Here is a 15,327-nt window from a genome sequence, read left to right on the forward strand (position 1 = left end):
CTTTCTTCTGTGAATGACTTCGACGACGACGACGACCTCTCCTCCGCCGGACTTCCGGCGGAGGACGGATCCCACCATAAAAAGCACGACAAGGTGGACCGGCCCCGGATTGAAGCCGCGGTCCGCGAAATCCTGCTCGCCATCGGCGAGGACCCGGACCGGGGCGGGCTCCAGGACACTCCCAAACGGGTGGCCAAAGCCTATGCGGAGGTGTTCGCCGGCCTGCACCACGACCCGGCTGACGTCCTGTCCACCACTTTTGACCTGGACCACGAGGAACTGGTCCTGGTCAAGGACATCCCGTTCTATTCCACGTGTGAGCACCACCTGGTGCCGTTCCACGGTGTGGCCCACGTGGGCTACATTCCCTCGCATGACGGCAAGGTAACCGGCCTGAGCAAGCTGGCGCGGCTCGTGGACATCTACGCCCGGCGCCCGCAGGTGCAGGAACGGCTCACCACCCAGATCGTTGAAGCAATGGTCACCCACCTCAAGCCGCGTGGCGCGATTGTTGTTGTTGAATGCGAGCACATGTGCATGTCCATGCGCGGTGTCCGCAAGCCCGGCGCGAAGACCGTCACCAGCGCGGTACGCGGGCAGCTTCATGACCCGGCCACCCGTGCCGAGGCCATGAGCCTCATCCTCGGAAGGTAAGTAACAAACCATGGACTCATTAGCTGCAGCCCCGGGAACCGGGCCCGCAACGTCCCCGCTGCCCATGCTGCGCAAACCGCGCCCGGCCGCGAAATTCGCAGACCTGCCCACCGGCCGCACCCTGGTCATGGGCATCCTGAACGTCACCCCTGACTCCTTTAGCGACGGCGGCAAGCACTTCACGGCGGACACCGCCATCGCCGCCGGCCTGCGGATGTTTTATGCCGGCGCGGACATCATCGACGTTGGCGGCGAATCGACCCGCCCCGGCGCCCTGGATGTCAGCCCGGAGGAAGAACAGCGCAGGGTGGTCCCCGTCATCGAGGCCCTGGTCAAGGCGGGTGCGCTGGTCTCCATCGACACCACGCACACGTCCACGGCTGCGGCCGCGCTGAAGGCCGGAGCCGCCATCATCAACGATGTCTCGGGCCTCACCATGGAGCCGGAAATGGCAGAGCTGGTGGCCTCGTCCAAAGCGCCCTACGTCCTGACACACCGCCGTGGCGATGCCCGCACCATGAATTCGCTGGCCGAGTACAAGGACGTTGCCGGCGAAGTGGTGTCGGAACTGGCCGGCGTGCGGGACAAGCTCCTCGCGGCCGGGGTCAGCCCGGACCAGATCATTGTTGATCCGGGCCTGGGCTTCGCCAAGAACGATGCCCAGAACTGGGAGCTCCTGCAGAACCTGGACCAGCTGGACAGCCTGGGGCACCGGGTCCTGGTGGCTGCATCCCGCAAACGCTTCCTGGGCACCCTGCTGACGGTGGCCGGCAAGTCCGCCGCCCCGGAGGAGCGTGATGCCGCCACCGCGGCCATTACGGCCATCAGCGCCTTCCGCGGCGCCTGGGCCGTCCGCGTGCACGACGTCGGGCCCAGCCTTGACGCTGTAAAGGTCGCTTCGCGCGTGGCGGCTGCCCGCACCACTCACTAGGGCCGGGGGACCCCATGGACAGGATTACGCTGAGCGGTGTCACCGCCGTCGGCCATCACGGCGTCTTTGATTTTGAACGCCGCGAGGGCCAGCCCTTTGTGGTGGACGCCGTCCTGCACCTGGACTTCGCCAAAGCCGCGGAATCCGACGACGTCCGGGACACTGCGCATTACGGCGAGGTGGCTGAGCGGATCAGGGACTGGATCACGGGGGAGCCCTTGAACCTGATCGAGGCCTTGGCCGTGAGAATCGCCGATGACCTGCTGGGCCGGTTCAGCATCAGGGCCGTGGACATTACTGTCCATAAGCCCCAGGCCCCCATCGAGGTGCCGTTCGGCGATGTGGCCGTCAGCGTGCACCGGGAGAGACCATGACGGCGTACACGAGGGCGGTCCTGGCCCTCGGCAGTAACCTGGGCGAACGAAACGACACCCTATCCGGGGCGGTGGCGGATCTGGTGGATCCTCCGGAGGTGCGCCTGCTGGCCGTCTCCCCGGTGGTGCAGACCAAACCGGTGGGTGGCCCGGCCGGGCAGCCCGACTTCCTGAACATGGTGATGACCGTGGAAACCATGCTGTCCCCGGAAGCCCTGCTGGAGCATTGCCAGGCGGTGGAGAACAAGCACCTCCGCGTCCGCGACGTGCGCTGGGGACCCCGCACGCTCGACGTCGACATCATCACCTACGGTGACGTCACCCGTGATGATCCGGACCTGACCCTGCCGCATCCCCGTGCTGCGGAGCGCGCCTTTGTCCTTTACCCCTGGTCCCTGATCGAACCGGCGGCAACCCTGGGCGGCGAACGGATCGGCGACCTTGCTGCGCGGGCGGCAGACTTCGCCGACATCGTGCCGTTCGACGGCTTCGGCGACTACAACGGTGTTCCCACGGCCGGGGCGGTGGAATAGCAATGAAACCCATCAGCCCCGGTCGGCTCCTTCTGATCGGCGTGGCCCTGACCGTCGTCGGCTGGTCAGCCACCGTGGTGACCACGCGCTACAGCCTGGCCACGCCCGTGCTTCCGGTGACAGCCCTTGCCACCATGGCCGTCATCGTGGTGATCACGCTGATCCTTGGCATCCGGGTGCTTCGCTGGCGCAACAGCACGAAACGGAAGAAGGCACTCGACCCCATCCTCGCTGCCCGGACCCTGGTACTCGCCCAGGCTTGTGCCTATGCAGGCACTGTCCTGCTGGGGTGGCACGTGGGAATCTTCCTGGACCAACTGCGAATCTGGAACCTCCGCAGCGACCAGGGCATCACGTGGGTGGCCATTGCCGTGGCCGGCGGGGGCCTGGTGATGATCGTCGTGGGCCTGCTGGTGGAACGGTTCTGCCGGATCCCGCCCGAAGACACGGACGCGGCCGGTGACGGAAAGCCCGGCCACGGGGTCCGCGGGGAAGCCGCGGGGGAGGGTGAGTATGCCTACCGAGGCGATTGATCCGGCGGGCATCTCCTGGCAGCGGGTGTCACCAAAATACGTCACCGTGCGGCTGGTGGAATGGGCCGCCGGCAATCTGCTCGCGGTGATTGTGCTGAGCCTGCCCCTGGTCTTCGTACTCCTGGGCTGGTGGCGCTGGCCGCCGCTATGGCTGGCCATCCTGGTGCCGGCGGCCGCCCTGGTTTTGGCCGCTTGGCGGCTGGTGCTGATTCCGCGCCAGGTGCGTGCCATCGGCTACGCCGAACGGGACGATGACCTGCTGATCCGCCGCGGGATTTTCTTCCAGCGCACCCTGGCGGTTCCCTACGGCCGGATGCAGTACGTGGACATCGGGGTGGGTCCGGTCGAGCGCGGGCTGGGGCTGTGCACGCTGAAACTCCACACCGCCTCGCCCGGCACGAACGCCACCATCCCCGGCCTGCCCGCCGGTGAGGGGGCGCGCCTGCGTGAACAGCTCGCCGCCCGGGGCGAAGCCAGGCTGGCAGGGCTGTGACCGCTGACCTTCCGGAACGGGGAGTGCCGGAGGCAGCGTCCGACGGCGAGTGGCTGCGGGTGCATCCGGCCTCGCCGTTCGTTCGTGGCTGGGTGGCGCTGGCGGCCATCGGCTTCTTCTTTGGGCGGGACATCTTCGAACGGCTGTTGCAGGGCCGGCCCCTCATTGACGACGATTTCGCAGGCCGTGCGCCTTTGCTGGTAGCCGGCGGCGGGATCATGCTGGTGCTGACCGTCCTGGGCTTCATCCTCACCTGGTACTTCACCAAATACCAGGTCTCCGGGGGCTACGTCAGGATCAATTCCGGCTTCCTCTTTCGCCAGCAGCGCCAGGCCCGGCTTGACCGCGTCCAGGCCATCGACATCGTCCAGCCGCTGCTGGCACGGATTTTTGGCCTGGCGGAACTCAAGTTCGAGGTCGCCGACGCCGGGGAATCCGCCGTCAGGCTCGCCTACCTGCGGATGGACGACGCCCGGCAGCTCCGCGCCACCATCCTGGCACGTGCCGCCGGTGTGGTTCCCGACCCCGCCCGGCCGCAGGAGGCCCCACCCGAGGCACCGGAATTTCCGGTACTGTCCGTGCCGCCGTCGCGCCTTCTGGGTTCGCTGCTCCTCAGCGAGCAGAGCGTCGGTGTGGTGCTGGGCGGCGTCGCGTCCGTCATCCTCTCCGCCGTAACGGACAACCGGAGCTTCTACTTCTACCTGATCCCGGCGGCGCTGGGCCTGACCGCCAGCTACTGGGGCTCCTTCAACAAGGGCTACAACTTCACAGCGGCGATCTCCCCGGACGGGATCCGGCTCCGCTACGGACTCCTGGACACGCAGGCGCAGACGCTGCCGCCCGGCAGGATCCAGGCGCTGAAGGTGGTCCAGTCCCCGCTGTGGCGCATCTTCGGCTGGTACCGGATCCAGGTCAACGTTGCCGGCTACGGCGCGCCGGGCAGCAACGGCGAGCCGGCGTCCCGGACCACGCTCCTGCCCGTCGGCAAGCTTCCCGAGGTGATGAGCATGCTCGCACTGGTCCTGCCGGACCCGGGGACGCCGGAGCCCGGACGCATTTTCGCGGGGGGGCTTGGCGGACTCGATTCCGACGGCGGATTTGTCACCACACCGCGCCGCGGCCGGTTCCTCGCGCCCCTGGGCTGGCGCCGCAACGGCTTCGCCTCCACCGACACCGCGCTGCTGATCCGCTCGGGCCGGTGGTGGCGGGAACTGGTGCTGGTCCCGCACCAGCGCACCCAGTCCATGGCCATGCACCAGGGACCCCTCGCCCGCCAGTTCCGCCTGGCGGACCTGATCCTCCACACCACTGCCGGGCCGGTGTCACCGCGTCTGAGGCAGGCCGGCCTGGACGAGGCGCGTACCCTTTTTGACGAACAGTCCGCCCGCGCACGGCTGGCCCGCAAACGGCAGACCAGCGAACAATGGCTGGCGCAGGTTGCCCCGTCACCGGCACGTGGACCTGCCGCGGGGGAACCGCCGGCGAACGGCACCACCAACCAACACGGCACCACCAACCAACAGGAGAGCACCAACCGTGGCTAAACCGGGGCGCCTTGGCGTCGGAATCATCAGCGCCGGGAAAGTCGGTGCGGTACTCGGTGCCGCCCTCCGCGCTGCCGAACACGCCGTCGTCGGGGTTTCCGCAGTATCCGAGGCCAGCCGTGACCGGGCCGAAGCCCTGCTCCCCGGCGTCCCGGTGCTGGAAATCCAGGAGATTGTGGAACGCGCCGAACTGGTGCTCCTGGCCGTGCCGGATGACGCCCTGGCCGGCCTGGTGGACGGTCTCGCCAAACTGGGGGCCTGGCAGCCCGGACAGTTGGTGGCACATACGTCGGGCAGATTCGGCGTGGGTGTGCTCCGCCCCGTCAGGGCCGCCGGCGCGATCCCGCTGGCCCTGCACCCCGCCATGACATTCACGGGCATGAGCCTGGACCTGACCCGCCTGCTCGACTGCACCTTCGGGGTGACGGCGGACGCCGCCATGCTGCCCATCGCGCAGGCCCTGGTGGTGGAGATGGGCGCCGAGCCAGTTGCCATTGCCGAGGCGGACCGGACGCTGTATCACACAGCCCTTGCCCACGGTTCGAACCATCTTGTCACCCTCGTGGCGCAGGCCTCCCAACTGCTCCGGGATGTGGGGGTGGACGCCCCGGACCGGATGCTCGGGCCCCTCTTGCGGGCAACGCTCGAAAATGCGCTGGCCTCCGGCGAGGCAGCCCTGACAGGGCCGGTGGCACGCGGCGATGTGGGCACCGTGGCGGCTCACGCCGAGGCGCTGCGCGAGTACGACGCCGGGACCCACGGCGATGTCCTTGAGGCCTACCTCGCCATGGCCCGTGCCACCGCGCGGCGGGCGGAAACCCGCGGCCTACTTAAACCGGATCAACTGGGGGCCATCCGATCGGCCCTGGAAGAAGGAGAATAACGTGGCTACCCAAGTGGTACGGACGGCGGCGGAACTGCGCGAGGCCAGTGCCCGCCTCTTGACAGGGAAGGAAGGCCGCTCCCAGGCCCTGGTGCCAACCATGGGCGCACTGCACGAGGGGCACGCCCGGCTGGCACGGACCGCCGTCGAACAGAACGACGTTGTGGTGGCCTCCATCTTTGTGAATCCGCTGCAGTTCGGCGATGCCGTGGATCTTGACCGGTACCCGCGGACGCTCGAAGCCGACATTGCGCTGCTTGAGGCCCAGGGCGTGGACCTGGTGTTTGCGCCCTCGGTGGAGGATGTTTACCCGGACGGGGAACCCCTGGTGCGCATCACCGCCGGTTCCCTGGGGGAAAAATGGGAAGGCGCCTCGCGGCCCGGGCATTTCGACGGGGCCCTCACCGTCGTGGCGAAGCTGCTGCACTACGGCGCTCCGGCTGCAGGCCTCCCGTCCGCCGGGGCCTTCGTCTCCGGCAGCACCGCCGGCCTGCCCGCCTACCGGGCCTACTTCGGGCAGAAAGATGCCCAGCAGGTGGCACTCGTGCGGCGGATGGTGGCCGACCTCAACTTTCCCGTGGACATCGTGACGGTACCCACCGTCCGTGCCGACGACGGCCTTGCCCTCTCCAGCCGCAACCGCTTCCTGTCCGACCAGGAGCGGGAAGCCGCGTTGGTGCTCTCGCGGGCCCTGCGGCTTCTTGAGGAGCGCGCCAACGCCCAGGAGCCGCTGGACCTCGACTCGGCCCAGGCCATGGTGGCCTCCCAGCCATTGGTGGAACTTGACTACTTCGACGTGGTGGATCCGCGGACCCTTGAACCACTCGCCGAAAACTGCCGGAAGGTTCCCTTCCGGGGTGAGGGACTGGCTCTCATCGCAGCAAAAGTGGGCCCGGTCCGGCTGATCGACAATGTGCCGTTGAGTTCCTGATCCCTGGACCTCGTGCCGGGTGGGCGGCGCAAAAAGTCTGTTGGATTCCGTTCGGATCGACTAAGCTTATTTCAGTGCCCCGGACCCTGGCATCGCCCCATTTGGCGTCCCCAGGAAGAGCAAACCCCATGATCCGCACAGTGGACGACGGTCTGTCGTACCTCGTTAGAGTCCCCAACGCCGCCGTTGTTGACGACTACTTGAATTCCGCAGTAAACATGGCGCGACAGTTCGCGTCCACCACCGGGCTATGCGGGATCCTGGTGACCCGCCACGCCCACGACACTTATACGGTTGCCGTCAGTGAGGCTGTGCCGTTCGGCGAGACGCACGAACGGTTGGACTTCTGAGGACCCTCATGCCAGGAGCTGACGGCATGCTGCAACTCGGGCGGCATCACAGGTTTGACGCAGGGGCCACACCGCTCCAAGGACAGGCCCACGAAATCATCGTCTCCATCCTTGATGATCCGTCCCCTGGTTTGGACGGGGTCAAGGAACGGCTGACCCGGTGCCTTGCCGCCCACCCGCATGCCCCCGAGATGGCCTTGCTGGAACACCTGCGCGAAACCGTGAAAATAGTCAACGCCGAACCGGGGCAATAGGACTGTCCGATGCGTTGCCGTGCCCGGGGCATAGCCACTATGTATTGTTGGGATGACGACTCCGCCGTTCCGGTTCAGCCTGCAGCCGGCATTTGCGCAGCGGGAATGAATCAGGGATCAGAGGCTGACCATGGACAGTGGGCCCGACGCAGCGGGTGAAGCGGACCTCTGTGCTCCCTATCTCGCACAGTTGCCCATCACGGGCGTCGCCGTATCGCTCTTCGGCGGGACTGCCGCCGCCACGCTGGTCGCAGCCAGCGATGAAATGGCTGCGCGGCTGGACGAGTTGCAGTTCAACCTGGGGGAAGGTCCGCGATGGCGGGCGATGCAGACCCGGCTCCCGGTGCTCCTTGGTGATGCGCAGACCACCGTGGACGGCGAGTGGCCCATGTTCCACCGCGCCATCGAGGGCACGCCAGCGGCGGCGTTATTTGTCTTCCCGCTGACCGTGGGTGCCCTGGACCTTGGCGTCGTGGAGCTGTATCACACGGTGCGTGGAAACTTGAGCCGTTCCGCGGAGTCCGCAGCGGCAGCGTTGGCCGGCCAAACCTCCTGGTATCTGCTGCGCAAGGTCCTCAGCGTCAATTCCGCTGAGGGCGATCCCGCCTTGGAGCCGGCGCTGATGTCGCGCCGGGAAATTCATCAGGCCACCGGGATGGTCCTCGCGCAGTCCGGCGCTACGGCGGCAGAATCCTTGCTCCTGTTGCGTGCCTATGCGTTCGCCAACGACCTCACCCTGAAGGCCGCGGCCGATGCTGTCCTTGAGGGGCGTCTTAGTTTCGACCCCGCGTCAGATGGGGAGCCGGGCCCGGCGCTGCAGTAAAATGGCGCCATGGTAACGAGTACCCGTGCGGAGCGCGTCAGCCTGGCTTTCGTGAAGCTGACGGACACGCTGGTGGCGGACTATGACGTCCTTGATCTCCTGCACACTCTGGTGGAGGAGGCCGTGGGGCTGCTTGATGTCTCGGCCGCCGGGTTGGTGCTGGCCGATCCCACGGGAGAACTCCAAGTGGTGGCTTCCACCAGCGAGGAGAGCCGGCTCGTAGAGGTGTTGCAGCTTCAGGCCGGGGCCGGTCCGTGCGTCGACGCATACCGATCCGGGGTTCCGGTGGTTGTGGCCGATGTAAGCGCCCTGACACGGTGGCCCGACTTCCGTGCGGCCGCGCTCTCTCAGGGCTTCCGCTCCGTGCACGCAGTGCCCATGCGGGTCCAGGGCCGCGCCATCGGCGCCATGGGACTCTTCCGTTCCACCGCGGGGCCCCTGACGGCAGAGGACACCGCGATTGGACAGGCCCTTGCGGATGTCGCCACGATCAGCCTGATGCAGGAGCGCACCATCAGGGAAGCGGCGCTTGTCAACGAGCAGCTTCAGCGGGCTTTGAACACCCGGGTGCTGATCGAGCAGGCCAAGGGAGTTATCGCCCACACAGCGGGTGTGGACATGGACGCGGCGTTCAACCGGCTGCGCAACTACGCGCGAGCCAACAACCAGAGCCTTCAGGTGACAGCCGGCAGCATCGTGGACCGCAGCCTGACGCTGTAAGCCGCCGCACCGGAAAGCGTTCTGCGGTCCCGGGCGGCCGAGCCCGGGACTCCTGCCGAGCCCGGGACTCCTCGCGCTCGGGCCTCCTACAGAGTTGACCCGCCATGGTGGTCCCGGTTGACCATCAGCTGTTGGAGGAGGGCGCGTTCGGGCCGGCCGGGATTCTGTGCCACGCAGCGGCGGAGTCTGGCCCGGGCCAGCTCCTCGCCGGGATCAGTCCCGCCCAGCACTTCGTCGATGATTTCCTGTGCCTGCCACCGCAGTGACTCGCGGGCGAACTGCCGGACCTCAGCGGTGGCGGCCGCGGACTCAACCCACGGGTCCGGATCGGGATCGTCACAGGGGATGAACTCGAACATTCGCTCTGCTGACATTGGGGCCTCCTTGCACCATGCTGCCGGTTCTTGGGAAGCCCCGGAGCGTCAAAGCACTTGCGTTTGAAAAGACACTACATGTAGGAAGACCGGTCTGTCTGCACCCCGGAGTAAACTGATATCACGATGATTTCCGATGGAGAAGCCACCCTGCCGCCGGCGGAAAGTATTGCAGCGGCGGCCATCCGTCCTGCCGATTCCCGGGAGCGGATCCTCGCGGTGGCGTACCAGCTGTTCTCCCGCCGGGGAGTGCGGGACGTCGGGGTCAACGAACTGATCGAACGTTCCGGGGTGGCCAAGGCAACGTTCTACCGGCACTTTCCCTCCAAGGATTCCCTCGTATTGGCATTCCTGGAGCTGAGGGACCAGCTCTGGACCGTGGACGCGATCGTTGGTCAGGCGAAGCAGCGGGCCAGCAAGCCCACCGAGCAACTGCTGGCCATCTTCGACGTCTTCGGCGAATGGTTCCGCCGGGACGATTTTGAAGCCTGCTCGTTCATCAACATCCTGCTGGAGATGGGTCCGTCGCATCCGCTGGGCCTGGCGAGCATCGATTATCTCGCCCGGATCAGGGGCCACGTGCAGGCGCTCGCGGAGCAGGCAGGCCTTGATCGTCCGGAGGATTTTGCCAGGTCGTGGCACATCCTGATGAAGGGGTCCATTGTCTCTGCCTCGGAAGGCGATACGCAGTCTGCCAGCCGGGCCCAGGAGATGGCCGGCTGGTTGATCCAGCACCACAGTCGCTGAATAGTCAGCAGCCGCTGAATAGTCAGCAGCCGCCGAATAGTCAGCTTGCTTATCAGTTGCGGCTTTCCTAGGCTGGATGCTGTCAGACACACAACTCTCGAAGCGGTCAAGCGGAGCTGCAATGCGCCCGGACCGCGTCGCTAAAGGAGGAAAAATGTCAGAACACAACATCACGGGCAAGAAGGTCGCTTTCCTGCTGACGGACGGAGTGGAGCAGGTGGAGCTCACCAGCCCCTGGCAGGCAGTCAAGGACGCCGGCGGCGTGCCGACGCTGGTGGCTCCGGGCAGCGGCCGGCTGCAGGGCTACAACGGGACGGACAAGGGCGATACCTTCGACATCGACCTCACTGTGGCGGATGCCAACGCTTCGGACTTTGACGCCTTGGTTCTTCCGGGCGGGGTAGTGAATGCCGACCATCTCCGCGTGGACAAGGACGCGCAGAATTTCACGCGCAGCTTCTTTGAACAGCACAAGCCCGTGGCCTCGATCTGCCACGGCCCCTGGCTCCTGATCGATGCCGGCGTGATCCGCGGCCGTAACGTCACCTCGTACCACACGCTCCAGACGGACCTGAAGAACGCGGGCGCCAACTGGAGTGACGAGGAAGTGGTGGTGGACCAGGGCCTCGTCACCAGCCGCAACCCGGACGACCTTCCCGCCTTCAACAGCAAACTGGTGGAGGAAATCTCGGAAGGTCAGCACGCCGGCCAGACTGCCTAAGGAATCTGCCCCGTCCCGCCGCTGTTAACACTTTTAAAGCGGGGGACGGCCCGGCTATTGATAGAGGATGACTAGGGATTGGCATGACCAGGCAGGTTGAATCGTTTGAGGACGATTCCGGTGCAGTGGTGTACTACCACCGGCACCAGAATGGCGGGGGCTTCGTTGGCCGCGGCGCTGTTGTGGCCGACTCGGTCCGTCTGGGGCCCATGACGTATGTGGAGCCGCATGCGCGGATCGGGGCATGCACCCGGGTAGGGCACGGCAGTTGGATCGACCGCCAGGTGCAGGTGGGGGAGCGGACCATTATCGGCGACGCCGTGCGCGTGGGCAACGGAGCAATCATCGGGAACCGAGTGCACATCGGCAGCCATTCACGCATCGGCGCCGGTGCCGTCATTGGGCACGGCGCCCGGCTCGCTGCCGACAGCAGGGTGCCCGACGGCGGCCGCGTCGCCGCCCAGCCGCGGCGCCGGACCGACGTGGCGGCAACCAAGCGTCCGAGCGTTCGCAAACAACAGAAGAAGCTGGCCGCCTGAGGCGGCCAGCTTCTTCTGCGTCGGATCCGGTTGCGGCGGCTCGCCGGGCCCGGCGCCTAGAGCAGGCTGGCGCCGATGTCCCGACCGATCTGCCGGAGCAGGGCCGCAGACAGTTCGGGATCCTTGGAAGAATCCTGGTCCGTGTACTCGGCGAGCGTGTAAACGCCGGTGAGCGCTAGGTCGGACCAGCGCTCGCGCGGGAGCAGGGAGCGTCCGGCGACGGCGATGATCGGCCGGGCTCCGGACCGGCGGGCGACGGCGGCCGGCAGCTTTCCGGCCAGGGTCTGTTCGTCAAGGCTTCCCTCGCCGGTGATCACCACGTCGCAGCTCTCCTTACGGCTGTTGAAGTCCAGCAGGTCCAGGAAGAAGTCTGCCCCCGAGACCTGTTGGGCCCCGAGCAGCAGGCAGGCGAAGCCGATGCCGCCGGCGCTGCCTGAGCCCTCATGCCGGGCCAGCGTCGCGGGGCCGGATTCCCGTGCGCCCGGGAACCCGGCGCCCGGGAATCCGGCCTCGGTCAGCTGCGTGACAAAATGCGTGAGACCTTGCTCGAGTGCCAGGATCTCAGCGGGTCCGGCTCCCTTTTGCGGCCCAAAAACGGCCGGTGCGCCCTGGGGGCCGAGGAGCGGGTTGTATACGTCGCTGGCGATGATCAGGTTGGTGCCGGCGAGTTCAGGGAAGGCTGCCCGGTCCACGGAGTGGATCCGGGCCAGGGAACTGCCGGAGCCGTTCAGCTGCCGTCCATCGGCGTCCCGAAAAGTGAATCCGAGGGCGGTAAGCATCCCCATGCCGCCGTCGGTGCTGGCACTGCCGCCGAGCGCCAACACTACGGTGGCCGGGTTCAGGCTTAAGGCGAACAGGACCGCTTCGCCGAATCCGCGGCTGGAAGCGGCCATGGCTTCGGGCCGTCCGCCGGGCAGGAGACCCAGGCCGCAGGTGTTCGCCACCTCCACAACTGCCGTGACGCCGTCGTACGCGATGCTCGCCTGGACCGGCTGGCCGGTGGGTCCGGCCACTGTGTAGCTCCGCCGGGTGAAGCCGGAGGCGACGGCGGCGTCCACGCTGCCGTCACCTCCGTCCGCGAGCGGAAGGATTTCGCAGTGGACCGTCCCGGCGCCGGTTGCTGACCGGAGTCCTGCGGCCAGGGCGTCCGCCACTTCGCCGGCGGTGAGGCTGCCTTTGAACTTGTCGGGTGCGATGAGGGTGCGGACGTTTTTTGGGGCGGTGGTGTTGTTCATGTCAGACGGATTCCGAGTAGGCCGGGCGGCGATCATGGGCGGTGGAAGGCTCGACGGCGGAGGGTGCCGCGGGTGCCGGACCTTCAGTTACTGCCGGCATGGGCTCCACGTATTCTCCGGCAAAGACCCGGCGGGCCCGGTCAGCGTCCAGGGTGCGGTCCCACCAGGCGATGAAGAGGGTGGCCACCGCGTTGCCGGTGAAGTTCACCAGCGCCCGGCACTCGGACATGAACTTGTCGATGCCGAAAATGAGCATGATGCCGGCCGCGGGGATGGTACCGAGCGTCGTCAGGGTAGCGGTCAGGGCGATGAAACCGCCGCCCGCCACTCCCGCCGCGCCCTTCGAAGTCAGCAGCATGACCGCGAGCAGGCCGAGCTGCTGTCCGATGCTCAGGTGCGTGTTGGTGGCCTGCGCGATGTAAAGGGCGGCCAGGGAGAGGTAGATCGCGGCGCCGTCGAGGTTGAAGCTGTAGCCGGTGGGAACCACCAGGCCCACTGTTTCTTTTTTGACGCCGGCGTGCTCGAGCTTGCGCATCAGCCCGGGCAGGGCGGGCTCGGCGGTGGAGGTGCCCAGGATGAGCATGTACTCCTCTTTGAGGTGGCGGATCATGGTGAAGATGTTCAGCTTGAGGAAGGCCATCACGGAACCGAGGACCACCACCACAAAGAGGATTGAGGTGACGTAGAAGAGCGCGATCAGCCCGCCCATGCTGGTGAGGGAGGACACCCCGTACTTGCCCACCGCGAAGGCCATGGCGCCGAAGGCTCCCAGCGGGGCTGCCTTCATGATGAAGCCCAGGATCTTGAACATCACCCCGGTGAGTCGCTGCACGCCGTCCAGGACGGGGGCGCCCACCTTGCCGATGGCGTTCAGGGCGATGCCGAAGACGACGGCGATGAAGATGATCTGAAGGATGTCACCCTCGACGAACGGCCCCACAACGCTGTTGGGAATGATGTGGGCGAGGAACTGCCACCACTCCTGGTGCTGGCCGGCGTCGATCAGCTTGGCGGCGGAATCCGAGGTCTTAATGGTGCTGGCGTCCACGTTCATGCCCTCGCCAAGGCGGAAGATGTTGATGGCCACCAGGCCGAAAATCAGGGCAAAGATGGTGCCCACCTGGAAATAGGTCAGGGCTTTCAGGCCCGTCATGCCGACTTTCTTCAGGTCGGCGACGCTGGCGATGCCGCCCACGATGGTCAGGAACACGATGGGCCCGATGAGCATCTTCATGGAGTTCACGAAGGTGGTGCCGATGGGTTCCATGGCAATGCCGGCGGTGGGTGCGAGCCAGCCGACCAGAATGCCGATAACAATGGCGGTCAGTACCCAGAAGTAGAGCTGCCGGTACCAACGTGTCTTGGGGGCCGGCGCTGCTGCAGCCGGGCCCGTGGTGGTGCTGTAATCCATGATTCCTACCTCATTGGGGAATGGCGCTGGAAGGTGGTGGTGGGACGCCGCGTGGACTTCCGCGGGGAGGGTCCGACGGCGGCCGGACAGCCGCCGTCGGACGTTCTGGTGCGTGGGAAATGAAGTCTTTTTAGACCGCGGCGGGTGCGAGAGTAAGTGCCTTGATGATGGCCTCGGTGACGTCGTCCGTCCGGGCGTCGCCGCCGACGTCGCGGGTCAGGTGGCCGGAGCCGGTGGCTGCCTCGATGGCGGCCTCCACCCGGCGGGCCTCCCCGTGCAGGCCGAAGTGGTCCAGCATGAGGGCGGCGCTGGCGATGGCGCCGATCGGGTTGCTGATGCCCTGGCCGGCGATGTCCGGAGCGGAGCCGTGGACTGGTTCGAACATGGACGGGAAGCGGCGTTCGGGGTTCAGGTTGGCGCTCGCCGCCAGGCCCAGGCTGCCGGCCAGGGCGGAACCGAGGTCGGAGAGGATGTCCGCGTTCAGGTTTGATGCGACCACCACGGAGAGCTCTTCGGGCTTGAGGATGAACTTGGCGCTCATGGCATCCACCAGGACACTTTCGGTCTGCACGTCCGGGTAATCCAGTGCCACGCGATTGAAGACTTCGTCCCAGAGGACCATGCCGTACTGCTGGGCGTTGGACTTGGTGACCGACGAAACCTTTTTGACCGTGCGGGTCCGGGCGAGATCGAAGGCGAAGCGCATGATGCGCTCGCAGCCTTTCTCGGTGAACAGCGCGGTCTGCAGTGCCACCTCGTTGCCGGGGCCGCGGCCGCTGAGGTTGCGGCCGCCCAGGCCGGCGTATTCGCCTTCGCTGTTTTCGCGGACCACAACCCAGTCAAGCTCGGTGTTGTCGGCCTTGCGCAGCGGGGACTGGATGCCGGGCAGGAACTTCACGGGGCGGATGTTGGCCCACTGGTCGAAGTTCTGCGTGATGTTCAGTCGCAGGCCCCAGAGGCTGATGTGGTCCGGGACGTTTTCCCAGCCGACGGCGCCGAAGTAGATTGCGTCGAAGTCCTTGAGTGCTTCCAGGCCCTTGGGGTCCATCATCTGGCCGGTCTTCCGGTAGTAGTCGCAGCCCCAGGGGAACTCGGTCCAGTCGAAAGCGAACTTGCCGTTGGAGTTCTCTGCAAGGGCCTCAAGGACGCGGCGGCCGGCCGAAACAACTTCCTTGCCCACACCGTCCGCAGGGATCGATGCAATGCTGAATTTCTGGGTGGCGCTCATGTGCCTACCTCCTCGTTGAGTTTGTTAGCAGTGAGCCTGTTGTGCGGGT

At 66.4% G+C, this 15,327-nt stretch carries 20 protein-coding genes; 16 read left to right on the forward strand and 4 right to left on the reverse strand.

Annotation, left to right across the window (positions count from 1 at the left end; genetic code table 11):
- The first annotated feature begins 9 nt into the window (after positions 1-9).
- From folE to PY310_RS08045, 13 genes are all read left to right on the forward strand, one after another.
- A complete protein-coding gene (folE, locus tag PY310_RS07985; RefSeq protein ID WP_275213852.1) occupies positions 10-654 on the forward strand; it encodes a GTP cyclohydrolase I FolE in 645 nt (214 codons plus the stop codon).
- A 10-nt stretch (positions 655-664) separates the two neighbouring features.
- Positions 665-1,585: a dihydropteroate synthase gene (gene folP, locus PY310_RS07990; protein ID WP_275213853.1), complete on the forward strand. Its 921-nt coding sequence runs from the start codon at positions 665-667 to the stop codon at positions 1,583-1,585.
- Positions 1,586-1,599: 14 nt separating this feature from the next.
- Positions 1,600-1,959, forward strand: a complete 360-nt coding sequence (gene folB / locus PY310_RS07995; protein WP_275213854.1) for a dihydroneopterin aldolase — start codon at positions 1,600-1,602, stop codon at positions 1,957-1,959.
- Positions 1,956-2,492 carry a 2-amino-4-hydroxy-6-hydroxymethyldihydropteridine diphosphokinase gene (folK, locus tag PY310_RS08000; protein WP_275213855.1) on the forward strand — a complete coding sequence of 179 codons (537 nt, stop codon included), beginning with the start codon at positions 1,956-1,958 and terminating at the stop codon, positions 2,490-2,492. The genes folB and folK overlap by 4 nt, the downstream gene beginning before the upstream one ends.
- 2 nt (positions 2,493-2,494) lie before the next feature.
- The gene (locus PY310_RS08005; protein ID WP_275213856.1) at positions 2,495-3,025 is read left to right on the forward strand and encodes a DUF3180 domain-containing protein; all 531 of its coding nucleotides are present in this window, start codon (positions 2,495-2,497) and stop codon (positions 3,023-3,025) included.
- Positions 3,006-3,518 carry a PH domain-containing protein gene (locus tag PY310_RS08010; RefSeq protein WP_275213857.1) on the forward strand — a complete coding sequence of 171 codons (513 nt, stop codon included), beginning with the start codon at positions 3,006-3,008 and terminating at the stop codon, positions 3,516-3,518. Before PY310_RS08005 ends, PY310_RS08010 begins: the two co-directional genes overlap by 20 nt.
- On the forward strand, positions 3,515-5,062 hold the full coding sequence (locus PY310_RS08015; RefSeq protein WP_275213859.1) for a PH domain-containing protein: 1,548 nt from the start codon (positions 3,515-3,517) through the stop codon (positions 5,060-5,062). Before PY310_RS08010 ends, PY310_RS08015 begins: the two co-directional genes overlap by 4 nt.
- Positions 5,055-5,945, forward strand: coding sequence for a Rossmann-like and DUF2520 domain-containing protein (locus tag PY310_RS08020; RefSeq protein ID WP_275213860.1), 891 nt, complete (start codon positions 5,055-5,057; stop codon positions 5,943-5,945). The genes PY310_RS08015 and PY310_RS08020 overlap by 8 nt, the downstream gene beginning before the upstream one ends.
- A gap of 1 nt (position 5,946) precedes the next feature.
- Positions 5,947-6,876, forward strand: a complete 930-nt coding sequence (locus PY310_RS08025; protein ID WP_275213861.1) for a 4-phosphopantoate--beta-alanine ligase — start codon at positions 5,947-5,949, stop codon at positions 6,874-6,876.
- A 128-nt stretch (positions 6,877-7,004) separates the two neighbouring features.
- Positions 7,005-7,226 (forward strand): hypothetical protein, encoded by a 222-nt coding sequence (locus PY310_RS08030; RefSeq protein WP_275213862.1) that lies wholly within the window; start codon positions 7,005-7,007, stop codon positions 7,224-7,226.
- Positions 7,227-7,234: 8 nt separating this feature from the next.
- Positions 7,235-7,480 carry a hypothetical protein gene (locus tag PY310_RS08035; RefSeq protein ID WP_275213863.1) on the forward strand — a complete coding sequence of 82 codons (246 nt, stop codon included), beginning with the start codon at positions 7,235-7,237 and terminating at the stop codon, positions 7,478-7,480.
- A 130-nt stretch (positions 7,481-7,610) separates the two neighbouring features.
- Positions 7,611-8,303, forward strand: coding sequence for a GAF and ANTAR domain-containing protein (locus PY310_RS08040; protein ID WP_275213864.1), 693 nt, complete (start codon positions 7,611-7,613; stop codon positions 8,301-8,303).
- A 9-nt stretch (positions 8,304-8,312) separates the two neighbouring features.
- On the forward strand, positions 8,313-9,023 hold the full coding sequence (locus PY310_RS08045) for a GAF and ANTAR domain-containing protein (protein WP_275213865.1): 711 nt from the start codon (positions 8,313-8,315) through the stop codon (positions 9,021-9,023).
- Positions 9,024-9,109: 86 nt separating this feature from the next.
- Here PY310_RS08045 and PY310_RS08050 read toward each other — a convergent pair whose 3' ends face one another.
- Positions 9,110-9,397, reverse strand: a complete 288-nt coding sequence (locus PY310_RS08050; protein WP_275213866.1) for a hypothetical protein — start codon at positions 9,395-9,397, stop codon at positions 9,110-9,112.
- A gap of 126 nt (positions 9,398-9,523) precedes the next feature.
- Here PY310_RS08050 and PY310_RS08055 point away from each other — a divergent pair, with 126 nt between their 5' ends.
- From PY310_RS08055 to PY310_RS08065, 3 genes are all read left to right on the forward strand, one after another.
- Positions 9,524-10,144, forward strand: a complete 621-nt coding sequence (locus PY310_RS08055; protein WP_275213867.1) for a TetR/AcrR family transcriptional regulator — start codon at positions 9,524-9,526, stop codon at positions 10,142-10,144.
- Positions 10,145-10,298: 154 nt separating this feature from the next.
- Positions 10,299-10,865 carry a type 1 glutamine amidotransferase domain-containing protein gene (locus PY310_RS08060; protein ID WP_275213868.1) on the forward strand — a complete coding sequence of 189 codons (567 nt, stop codon included), beginning with the start codon at positions 10,299-10,301 and terminating at the stop codon, positions 10,863-10,865.
- Positions 10,866-10,948: 83 nt separating this feature from the next.
- Positions 10,949-11,404, forward strand: a complete 456-nt coding sequence (locus PY310_RS08065; protein ID WP_275213869.1) for a transferase — start codon at positions 10,949-10,951, stop codon at positions 11,402-11,404.
- Between the two features lie 56 nt (positions 11,405-11,460).
- Here PY310_RS08065 and PY310_RS08070 read toward each other — a convergent pair whose 3' ends face one another.
- The 3 genes from PY310_RS08070 to PY310_RS08080 form a co-directional block, all read right to left on the reverse strand.
- Positions 11,461-12,639, reverse strand: a complete 1,179-nt coding sequence (locus tag PY310_RS08070; RefSeq protein WP_275213870.1) for a glycerate kinase — start codon at positions 12,637-12,639, stop codon at positions 11,461-11,463.
- Position 12,640: 1 nt separating this feature from the next.
- The gene (gene dctA / locus PY310_RS08075) at positions 12,641-14,050 is read right to left on the reverse strand and encodes a C4-dicarboxylate transporter DctA (protein WP_275213871.1); all 1,410 of its coding nucleotides are present in this window, start codon (positions 14,048-14,050) and stop codon (positions 12,641-12,643) included.
- Between the two features lie 130 nt (positions 14,051-14,180).
- Positions 14,181-15,278, reverse strand: coding sequence for a tartrate dehydrogenase (locus tag PY310_RS08080; RefSeq protein WP_275213872.1), 1,098 nt, complete (start codon positions 15,276-15,278; stop codon positions 14,181-14,183).
- Between the last annotated feature and the right edge of the window lie 49 nt (positions 15,279-15,327).

The sequence above is a fragment of the Pseudarthrobacter naphthalenicus genome (genome assembly GCF_029076445.1).
Classification (GTDB): Bacteria; Actinomycetota; Actinomycetes; order Actinomycetales; family Micrococcaceae; genus Arthrobacter; species Arthrobacter naphthalenicus.

Excerpts from the sequence above, each read along its gene's own strand:
- folP (WP_275213853.1), top strand. The coding sequence starts at position 665 with ATGGACTCATTAGCTGCAGCCCCGGGAACCGGGCCCGCAACGTCCCCG.
- PY310_RS08055 (WP_275213867.1), top strand. The coding sequence starts at position 9,524 with ATGATTTCCGATGGAGAAGCCACCCTGCCGCCGGCGGAAAGTATTGCA.
- PY310_RS08040 (WP_275213864.1), top strand. The coding sequence starts at position 7,611 with ATGGACAGTGGGCCCGACGCAGCGGGTGAAGCGGACCTCTGTGCTCCC.
- PY310_RS08030 (WP_275213862.1), top strand. The coding sequence starts at position 7,005 with ATGATCCGCACAGTGGACGACGGTCTGTCGTACCTCGTTAGAGTCCCC.
- PY310_RS08080 (WP_275213872.1), bottom strand. The coding sequence starts at position 15,278 with ATGAGCGCCACCCAGAAATTCAGCATTGCATCGATCCCTGCGGACGGT.
- PY310_RS08045 (WP_275213865.1), top strand. The coding sequence starts at position 8,313 with ATGGTAACGAGTACCCGTGCGGAGCGCGTCAGCCTGGCTTTCGTGAAG.
- PY310_RS08065 (WP_275213869.1), top strand. The coding sequence starts at position 10,949 with ATGACCAGGCAGGTTGAATCGTTTGAGGACGATTCCGGTGCAGTGGTG.
- PY310_RS08005 (WP_275213856.1), top strand. The coding sequence starts at position 2,495 with ATGAAACCCATCAGCCCCGGTCGGCTCCTTCTGATCGGCGTGGCCCTG.
- dctA (WP_275213871.1), bottom strand. The coding sequence starts at position 14,050 with ATGGATTACAGCACCACCACGGGCCCGGCTGCAGCAGCGCCGGCCCCC.
- PY310_RS08050 (WP_275213866.1), bottom strand. The coding sequence starts at position 9,397 with ATGTCAGCAGAGCGAATGTTCGAGTTCATCCCCTGTGACGATCCCGAT.
- PY310_RS08010 (WP_275213857.1), top strand. The coding sequence starts at position 3,006 with ATGCCTACCGAGGCGATTGATCCGGCGGGCATCTCCTGGCAGCGGGTG.
- folK (WP_275213855.1), top strand. The coding sequence starts at position 1,956 with ATGACGGCGTACACGAGGGCGGTCCTGGCCCTCGGCAGTAACCTGGGC.
- folB (WP_275213854.1), top strand. The coding sequence starts at position 1,600 with ATGGACAGGATTACGCTGAGCGGTGTCACCGCCGTCGGCCATCACGGC.
- PY310_RS08035 (WP_275213863.1), top strand. The coding sequence starts at position 7,235 with ATGCCAGGAGCTGACGGCATGCTGCAACTCGGGCGGCATCACAGGTTT.
- PY310_RS08070 (WP_275213870.1), bottom strand. The coding sequence starts at position 12,639 with ATGAACAACACCACCGCCCCAAAAAACGTCCGCACCCTCATCGCACCC.
- PY310_RS08060 (WP_275213868.1), top strand. The coding sequence starts at position 10,299 with ATGTCAGAACACAACATCACGGGCAAGAAGGTCGCTTTCCTGCTGACG.